This is a genomic window from Sulfitobacter sp. 1A13421 (assembly GCF_043557285.1).
Classification (GTDB): Bacteria; Pseudomonadota; Alphaproteobacteria; order Rhodobacterales; family Rhodobacteraceae; genus Sulfitobacter; species Sulfitobacter faviae.
Genome location: NZ_JBIFFQ010000001.1, coordinates 747,185 through 756,004 on the forward strand (window position 1 = coordinate 747,185; position 8,820 = coordinate 756,004).

At 60.3% G+C, this 8,820-nt stretch carries 8 protein-coding genes; all 8 read right to left on the minus strand.

What is annotated here, in order from left to right; translation table 11 throughout:
- Positions 1-87 precede the first annotated feature (87 nt).
- Positions 88-4,224, minus strand: coding sequence for a DNA-directed RNA polymerase subunit beta (gene rpoB, locus ACGYLI_RS03700; protein ID WP_394417113.1), 4,137 nt, complete (start codon positions 4,222-4,224; stop codon positions 88-90).
- Between the two features lie 243 nt (positions 4,225-4,467).
- Positions 4,468-4,839: a 50S ribosomal protein L7/L12 gene (gene rplL, locus ACGYLI_RS03705; protein WP_067267945.1), complete on the minus strand. Its 372-nt coding sequence runs from the start codon at positions 4,837-4,839 to the stop codon at positions 4,468-4,470.
- 74 nt (positions 4,840-4,913) lie between these two features.
- A complete protein-coding gene (gene rplJ / locus ACGYLI_RS03710) occupies positions 4,914-5,429 on the minus strand; it encodes a 50S ribosomal protein L10 (RefSeq protein ID WP_067267943.1) in 516 nt (171 codons plus the stop codon).
- 271 nt (positions 5,430-5,700) lie between these two features.
- On the minus strand, positions 5,701-6,399 hold the full coding sequence (gene rplA, locus ACGYLI_RS03715) for a 50S ribosomal protein L1 (protein ID WP_168612833.1): 699 nt from the start codon (positions 6,397-6,399) through the stop codon (positions 5,701-5,703).
- Between the two features lies 1 nt (position 6,400).
- Positions 6,401-6,826, minus strand: a complete 426-nt coding sequence (rplK, locus tag ACGYLI_RS03720; protein WP_067622128.1) for a 50S ribosomal protein L11 — start codon at positions 6,824-6,826, stop codon at positions 6,401-6,403.
- A gap of 144 nt (positions 6,827-6,970) precedes the next feature.
- Positions 6,971-7,504 (minus strand): transcription termination/antitermination protein NusG, encoded by a 534-nt coding sequence (gene nusG, locus ACGYLI_RS03725; protein ID WP_067264099.1) that lies wholly within the window; start codon positions 7,502-7,504, stop codon positions 6,971-6,973.
- A gap of 208 nt (positions 7,505-7,712) precedes the next feature.
- Complete coding sequence (secE, locus tag ACGYLI_RS03730; RefSeq protein WP_007118815.1) at positions 7,713-7,910, minus strand: preprotein translocase subunit SecE; 198 nt, start codon at positions 7,908-7,910, stop codon at positions 7,713-7,715.
- A 76-nt stretch (positions 7,911-7,986) separates the two neighbouring features.
- Positions 7,987-8,346 carry a hypothetical protein gene (locus ACGYLI_RS03735; protein ID WP_394417115.1) on the minus strand — a complete coding sequence of 120 codons (360 nt, stop codon included), beginning with the start codon at positions 8,344-8,346 and terminating at the stop codon, positions 7,987-7,989.
- Positions 8,347-8,820 lie beyond the last annotated feature (474 nt).

Here is an 8,820-nt window from a genome sequence, read left to right on the forward strand (position 1 = left end):
TCCTTGAAAGGGGTGCGTTGGGAGTGAGGGGTGCCGTTTTCTTTGAAAGAAAACGGCCCGGAATTTTTAAAAAATTCCGTCTATGCCTCACTCATCCTCCTCCGCATCCAGGAGTTCCATATTCAGGCCGAGGCCGCGCACTTCCTTGACGAGAACGTTAAAGCTCTCCGGAATGCCCGCTTCGAAGTTATCCTCGCCCTTGACGATGCTTTCATAGACCTTGGTCCGGCCCGCGACGTCATCCGACTTGACGGTCAGCATTTCCTGCAGGGTATAGGCGGCGCCATAGGCTTCCAGAGCCCAGACCTCCATCTCACCGAAGCGCTGGCCACCGAACTGCGCCTTACCACCCAGCGGCTGCTGTGTGACGAGGGAGTACGGCCCGGTCGAACGCGCGTGGATCTTGTCGTCCACCAGGTGGTGCAGCTTCAGCAGGTACTTCACGCCGACGGTCACCGGACGCGCGAACTGCTCGCCTGTCCGACCATCGAAGAGCACCGACTGACCGGAGGTGTCGAACCCGGCCCGCTTGAGGCTGTCGTTCACGTCCGCTTCCTTGGCACCGTCAAAGACGGGCGTAGCAATCGGCACACCGCGGCGCACGTTGCCAGCCGCTTCGAGCAGCGTGTCCTCGTCCATGCCGCTGATGCCTTCTTCGTAGACATCATCGCCATAGGCCAAGCTCAACGCTTCGCGCACCGGTGTCAAATCACCCGAACGGCGGTACTCTTGCAGCGCCTCGTCAACATTCAGGCCCAGACCGCGTGCGGCCCAACCCATATGTGTCTCGAGGATCTGACCAACGTTCATCCGCGATGGAACACCCAGAGGGTTGAGGCAGAAGTCGACCGGGGTACCATCGGCGAGGAACGGCATGTCCTCCATTGGCACCACTTTCGAGATCACACCCTTGTTCCCGTGACGACCGGCCATCTTGTCGCCCGGCTGCAGCTTGCGCTTCACCGCCACGAAGACCTTGACCATCTTCATCACGCCCGGGGGCAGGTCGTCGCCACGGCGGACTTTCTCGACCTTGTCCTCGAAACGTGCATCCAAGGTCCGTTTCTGGATCTCGTACTGCTCGTTCAGGGCTTCGACGATCTTGGCGTCATCCTCGTCCTCGAGAGCCAGCTGCCACCACTGACCGCGGGTCAGGGTTTCCAGCAGTTCCTCGGTGATCTGGCTGTTCGCCTTCACGCCTTTCGGGCCTTTGACGGCGACCTTGCCAAGGATCATATCCTTGAGGCGCGCGTAGATGTTGCGGTCAAGGATGGCCAGCTCGTCGTCCCGGTCACGGGCCAGGCGTTCGACTTCCTCACGCTCGATCTGCAGCGCACGTTCGTCTTTCTCGACGCCGTGACGGTTGAAGACGCGGACTTCGACGACGGTGCCGAAGTCGCCCGGCTTCACCCGCAGCGAGGTGTCGCGCACGTCCGAGGCTTTCTCACCAAAGATGGCGCGCAGAAGCTTCTCTTCCGGCGTCATCGGGCTTTCGCCCTTCGGGGTGATCTTGCCGACGAGGATGTCGCCCGGCTCCACGTCCGCACCGATGTAGACGATGCCCGCTTCGTCGAGGTTGCGCAGGGCTTCCTCGCCGACGTTCGGGATGTCGCGGGTGATCTCTTCTGGCCCGAGCTTCGTGTCACGCGCGGCGACTTCGAATTCCTCGATGTGGATCGAGGTGAAGACGTCGTCGCGGGAAATCCGCTCGGAGATCAGGATGGAGTCTTCGTAGTTGTAGCCATTCCACGGCATGAAGGCGACGACGACGTTCTTACCGAGCGCCAGTTCCCCCATGTCGGTCGACGGACCATCGGCGATGACCTGACCCTTGGTGACCTTCTCGCCCACTTTCACCAGCGGACGCTGGTTGATGCAGGTGTTCTGGTTCGAGCGCTGGAACTTGCGCATGCGGTAGATGTCCACGCCCGCGTCGCCCAGCTCAAGGTCTTCGGTGGCCCGGATCACGATACGCGAAGCATCGACTTGGTCGATGATACCCGCGCGGCGTGCCGTGTAGGCAGCGCCAGAGTCGCGTGCCACGACTTCTTCGATGCCGGTGCCGACGAGCGGTGCCTCGGCTTGCAGAAGCGGAACCGCCTGACGTTGCATGTTCGAGCCCATGAGAGCGCGGTTGGCGTCGTCGTTTTCGAGGAACGGGATCAGCGATGCGGCGACCGAGACCAACTGCTTCGGGCTTACGTCGATGAGGTCCACGTTCTCGGTGGGCGCCAGCGTGTAGTCACCGGACTGACGGGTCGAGACCATCTCGTTCACGAACTTCATGTTCTCGTCGAGGTTGGCGTTCGCCTGCGCCACGGTGTGACGCATTTCCTCGGTCGCGGACATGTAGTGCACTTCGTCGGTGACGGTGCTGTCTTTGACGACGCGGTACGGCGTTTCGATGAAGCCGTATTTATTCACGCGGGCAAAGGTGGCCAGCGAGTTGATCAGACCGATGTTCGGACCTTCCGGCGTTTCAATCGGGCACATCCGGCCATAGTGTGTCGGGTGCACGTCGCGCACTTCAAAGCCCGCACGTTCACGGGTCAGACCACCCGGCCCAAGCGCCGAAAGACGACGCTTGTGCGTCACTTCCGACAGCGGGTTGGTCTGGTCCATGAACTGCGACAGCTGCGAGGAGCCGAAGAATTCACGCACCGCAGCCGCGGCGGGCTTGGCGTTGATCAGGTCCTGCGGCATCACGGTGTCGATCTCGACCGAGGACATACGCTCCTTGATCGCGCGCTCCATGCGCAGCAGGCCGACGCGGTACTGGTTTTCCATCAGCTCGCCGACCGAGCGCACACGACGGTTGCCAAGGTGGTCGATGTCGTCGATGTCGCCACGGCCATCGCGGAGGTCCACCAGCGCCTTGATGCAGGCGACGATGTCGTCACGGTCCAGCGTGCGCTGCGTGTCGGGCTTGTCGAGCGCCAGACGCATGTTCATCTTCACGCGGCCCACGGCGGAAAGGTCGTAACGCTCGCTATCGAAGAACAGCGTGTCGAAGAGCGCAGACGCGGCCTCGACGGTGGGCGGCTCGCCCGGGCGCATGACGCGGTAGATGTCCATGAGCGCGGTGTCGCGGTTCATGTTCTTGTCCATCGCCATGGTGTTGCGCATGTAGGGGCCGACGTTGACGTTGTCGATGTCCAGCAGCGGAATTTCGGTGATGCCGGCGTCGATCAGCTCCTTCGCGGTGCCGCCGATCAGCGTCCCGTCCTTGTCGTATTCCAGCGTCAACTCGTCACCGGCCTCGACGTAGATCGCACCGGTTTCCTCGTTGATGATGTCACGCGCGACGAACTTGCCGACGATGTGGTCGAACGGCAGCAGCAGTTCCTTGACCTTGCCTTCGTCCAAGAGCTTCTTGACCGCACGGGGGGTGACCTTCTTGCCGGCCTCGAAGAGGATCTCGCCAGTGTTGGCGTCGATCAGATCGTAGGTCGGACGGGTGCCGCGCACGCGGTCGGGGAAGAAGGGCGCAACCCAACCCTTGTTCTTCTCCAGCTTGAAGGTGACGGTGTTGTAATAGGCATTCATGATGCCTTCTTGGTCCAGCCCCAGGGCATAAAGCAGGGTCGTCACCGGCAGCTTGCGGCGACGGTCGATGCGGGCATAGACGATGTCCTTGGCGTCGAACTCGAAGTCCAGCCAGGAGCCGCGGTAGGGGATAATGCGGCAGGCGAAGAGCAGCTTGCCCGAGGAGTGGGTCTTGCCCTTGTCGTGGTCAAAGAACACGCCCGGGGAGCGGTGCATCTGGGAGACGATCACACGCTCGGTGCCGTTGACGACAAAGGTGCCGTTCGGGGTCATCAGGGGCATGTCACCCATGAAGACGTCCTGCTCCTTGATGTCCTTGACGGACTTGGCGCCGGTGTCCTCGTCCACATCGAACACGATGAGGCGCAGGGTCACTTTCAGCGGCGCGCTGTAGGTCATGTCGCGCTGCTGGCATTCTTCAACGTCGTACTTGGGCTTTTCCAGCTCGTACTTGACGTATTCGAGTACCGAAGTCTCGTTAAAGTCCTTGATCGGGAAGACCGACTGGAAAACGCCCGTGATCCCCTCACCATCGGTGGGGGTCTCGGCGTCGCCGGAATTCAGGAACAAATCATAGGAGGATTTCTGAACCTCGATGAGGTTCGGCATCTCCAGCACTTCGCGGATCTTGCCGTAATATTTACGCAGACGTTTCTGGCCAAGGAAGGATTGTGCCATGTGTCGTGTCACCTTTCGTGTCTCTCGCCGAGCGCATCAACCACCGGGGCCGTGGTGCGCGCCCATAAGAGCGGAAAATCCGGGTCAATTCTTGGAATGCGTCCCACTGCACCCCTTCCGACCTTGGACCTCTCCAGAGAAATGCTCCCGCGGGGAACATTCGTCAAAACAGGTCAGGCTGGACAGGAAAATTCCCGTCCAGCCCTTGTTCATGCGTGGTGCGTGAGGACACGCACCTCTGGCTTAGGCCAGCTCGACTTCGGCGCCAGCTGCTTCCAGCTTGCCTTTGATGTCTTCGGCTTCGGCTTTGTCGACGCCTTCTTTGATCTTGCCACCGGCTTCGACCAGGTCTTTGGCTTCTTTCAGGCCGAGACCTGTGATGCCGCGGACTTCCTTGATCACGTTGATCTTGGATGCGCCGGCGTTCTTCAGAACGACGTCGAATTCGGTCTTTTCTTCTTCGGCAGCGCCACCTTCAGCAGGGCCGGCCATCATCACTGCGCCGCCAGCGGCGGGCTCGATGCCGTACTCGTCTTTCAGGATGGTTTTCAGTTCTTGTGCTTCAAGCAGAGTCAGACCAACGATGTCTTCTGCCAGTTTTTTCAGATCAGCCATGTTTAGCTCTTTCCGTTACGATATGTGTGTTCCAACGCGCGTGTTCAACCCGTGCGCCAGTTTGACGATTTGCCTTACGCAGCCGCCTTGTCCTCGATGGTGGACAAGATGGATGCGATGTTGCTTGCAGGTGCGCCAATGGCCCCGGCGATGTTCGAAGCAGGTGCGCCGAGCATGCCCGCGATGGAGGAGATAAGCTCCTCGCGCGAAGGCATTTTCGACACGGCTTCGACACCGGCGGCGTCCAACGCGTTCTCGCCCATTGCGCCGCCGAGGATAACAAGCTTGCTGTTTTCCTTGGCGAACTCCTGAGCAACCTTGGCCGCAGCCACAGGATCCTCAGAATAGGTCAGAACGGTCATACCCGTCAGAAGGTCAGCAATGCTTTCGCATGGCTTGCCCTCAAGGGCGATCTTGGCGAGCCTGTTTTTGGCAACACGCACGGCCCCACCGGCTGCGCGTGCGCGCGCCCGAAGGTCCTGCATTTCGGCAACTGTCAAACCGACGTAGTGGCTAACCACAACGACGCCAGAGCTTTCAAAGATTTGGCCGAGTTCGTCGACCAACTGTTCTTTTTGTGCTCTATCCACAGTTTCACTCCAAATTTGGGGGTTGCCCCCCGGCTCAGTTCAGGATGCGGTCTTCTGCACCCCATTCGGGTCCAATGTCAGGGTCCCGGCCAAAACCGCCCGAAGGCAGGAATTTCCGGTTTCCCATCTCAGGAAGGAATTATTCAGGCCAAAGCCCAAACCCTCCGTCTCGGACAGACGCGCGGACCGATCTTCTGGTCCTTGCGTATCTGGCAACCGAAGCCGCCAAATCTCGGGTCGTAAGGTGGGAGGCTGGCCCCCACCCACGGGATCACTCGGCGGTCGCGTTCTCGACAGCGACCGACACGCCCGGGCCCATTGTGGAGCTCAGGTTGATCTTTTTCATGTAGGTGCCCTTGGCACCGGCCGGCTTGGCTTTGGACACGGCGCCGACGAAGGCACGGATGTTCTCAACCAGCTTGGCTTCGTCGAAGGACAGCTTGCCAACGCCTGCGTGGACGACACCGCCCTTTTCGGCTTTGAACTGCACTTCGCCACCCTTGGCCGCTTTCACGGCGTCAGCGACGTCCATGGTCACGGTGCCAACCTTGGGGTTCGGCATCAGGTTGCGGGGGCCAAGCACTTTACCCAGACGGCCAACGATCGGCATCATGTCGGGTGTCGCGATGCAACGATCAAAGTCGATCTTGCCGGACTGCACGGTTTCCATCAGGTCTTCTGCGCCAACGATATCTGCGCCCGCCTTTTCGGCTTCTTCAGCTTTCGCGCCACGGGCGAAGACGGCAACGCGCATGGTTTTGCCGGTGCCATTGGGCAGGCCGACAACACCGCGGACCATCTGGTCCGCGTGACGCGGGTCAACACCGAGGTTCATCGCGATCTCGATGGTTTCGTCGAACTTCGCGGTGGCGTTCGCTTTGATGAGGCTTACTGCTTCTTCAACGGTGATCTCTTCTTTGCCAGCAAAAGCTTCACGGGCGGCGCGGGTGCGTTTTCCAAGTTTTGCCATCTTACTTCACCTCGATGCCCATGGACCGGGCGGAGCCCAGGATGATTTTCATCGCCGCTTCCACGTCGTTCGCGGACAGGTCGGCGGCTTTTGCTTCTGCGATCTCGCGCAGCTGCTTGGTGGTCACGGTGCCGACGGTTTCACGCGAGGGCGTTTTCGCGCCGGAGTTCACCTTGGCAGCTTTCTTCAGGTAGTAGGACGCCGGGGGCGTCTTGATGTCCATGGTGAAGGACTTGTCCTGATAGTAGCTGATCACGGTGGGGCACGGTGCGCCCGGCTCCATGTCTGCGGTCTTGGCGTTGAACGCCTTGCAGAATTCCATGATGTTGATGCCGCGCTGACCGAGGGCGGGACCCACGGGCGGGGACGGGTTTGCTTGACCCGCTTTAACTTGCAACTTCATCGTACCGACGAGTTTCTTGGCCATTGGCCTTCTCCTTTCAACACCCTTGGGGCGCGCCCCGCGGGTTCTTCGTTGCGTGGTCCGGGCCTAGACGCCGCGGCGCCCGTCCCTCCCACAATGACCGACACCCTCAGATGCCGGGATGGCGGGGTGTACCCCGCCGCACACTCAGACCTGCTTGTTGACCTGAGTGAATTCCAATTCAACCGGGGTCTCCCGGCCAAAGATCGAGACCGAAACCTTGAGACGCTGGTTCTCGTCGTCCACCTCTTCGATCATGCCGTCGAAATCCTCAAACGGACCATCGGCGACCTTCACTTTCTCACCGACCTCAAAGTGGATCAGCGTGCGCGGCGCTTCTTCGCCTTCCTGCACGCGACCCAGGATCGCCTGAACCTCGGCATCGCGCATTGGCATCGGGCGGCCCTGCGGGCCAAGGAACCCGGTGACGCGGTTGATCGAGTTGATCAGGTGATAGCCCGCGTCGGACATTTCCATATGCACCAGCACATAGCCGGGCATGAAGCGACGCTCGGTTGTCACCTTCTTGCCGCGCCGGACCTCGATCACCTCTTCGGTGGGCACCAGCACTTCGTCGATCTGGTCTTCAAGTTCCTGCTCGGCCACGGACGCGCGGATCTGCTCGGCGATCTTCTTTTCGAAGTTCGACAGGACACTGACCGAATACCACCGTTTTGCCATCTGAACTCTGGTCCCTGTCTTGCCATGCGGGCTGCCCCGGCATGAAATTCGTCAATCAACACGGGGGCCAAGCCCCCGCAACATCTGAACAAAAAATCGGCGCGCAACTCGAATCGCCGCACGCCCTTTTCAGGTCAGGTCTGCGCAATAGCCCGCGCAGACGCAGGTTTCAAGGGTGTAAAGATAAAATCACCCATGCGGGCGGTGCTCAGCCGAACATCCCAAGGATCTGCTGCAAGCCGCCGCGGATCAGGATATCGACAATTGCAAAGAAAACAGCTGTCAGCGCGGCAAGGATAAAGACCATCACCGTGGTCAGCATCACTTCGCGCTTTGTCGGCCAAACAACCTTTGCAACTTCGGTGCGAACCTGCTGGATGAACTGAAGCGGATTGGTGGTGGCCATGACATCTTTCCCTGTTGCCCGATTGGGCGGATGTAACGGGTCCGCCCCCTAGTTTCAAGACGTCTTCGCGCGCGCCTCAGGCTTCCGGGTCGCGCAGACGATCGAACCGGCGGTCAAGCGCCGCGTCATGCCGCGCCTCTGCCGCTGCCATCTCGCCAAAGTCAGGAAGATACAGCCCGTCGACGGTGCCTTCGGGGAATCGGTCGAGCACGGCGTCCCATTTCATGGCGAAAGCATCCAAACGCGCATGAAGCGCCGCCGCACGCTCGGGCCGCCGCGCGGCATACCAGCGCCCAAGCGCCATCGCCCGTTGCCAAAACCCGTCGTAGCCAAGGGCGAGGAAGACCCCCAACACGATAAACACAGTGACGAATACCACGCCGAACACCAACCAAGGGCGTAGAACCACCGCCAGCGCCAGAAGGCTGAGGATCACCGCCCGGGCCGGAGGACGTTTCGCAGTACGCTTACGGCGCGATGGCTTCCTGATATCAACTTCTACGGCCTCCGGCTCCGGCAAGTCCGGAAAAGCCACGCGCCCCGACCGCCGAGGGGCCACCGGGGGCTCTGCCGCTCCCGTATCGGCGCGTGGGTTCTTAGCACTCTGTGCATCTGCCATGACGTTCCGAATCGCAGACATCGCGGCGGGGTCCAAGTCGGACGAAGAAGGGGCAGCCTTTTCAATGGGGGGCGTCATATCAGTCTCTCTACGCAGTTGCGAAAGAGTTACCGAACTATTGCGCCAAGTGAAGGGCGGAAAATAGACAGTTATTGGGCATCACTCCCCCCGCCAACGCAAAACCGCCGCAGCATTGAGCTGCGGCGGTTTTGTCATTCTGATCATCGTAGAGAGATACTGTAGTCTAGGAACTTATTAGGTTTGGCGATGACCTACTCTCCCACGTCTTAA

Bases quoted from the DNA above. Each gene is read 5' to 3' on its own strand.
- nusG (WP_067264099.1), bottom strand. From the start codon at position 7,504: ATGGCAAAACGGTGGTATTCGGTCAGTGTCCTGTCGAACTTCGAAAAG.
- rpoB (WP_394417113.1), bottom strand. From the start codon at position 4,224: ATGGCACAATCCTTCCTTGGCCAGAAACGTCTGCGTAAATATTACGGC.
- rplA (WP_168612833.1), bottom strand. From the start codon at position 6,399: ATGGCAAAACTTGGAAAACGCACCCGCGCCGCCCGTGAAGCTTTTGCT.
- secE (WP_007118815.1), bottom strand. From the start codon at position 7,910: ATGGCCACCACCAATCCGCTTCAGTTCATCCAGCAGGTTCGCACCGAA.
- rplK (WP_067622128.1), bottom strand. From the start codon at position 6,826: ATGGCCAAGAAACTCGTCGGTACGATGAAGTTGCAAGTTAAAGCGGGT.
- rplL (WP_067267945.1), bottom strand. From the start codon at position 4,839: ATGGCTGATCTGAAAAAACTGGCAGAAGACATCGTTGGTCTGACTCTG.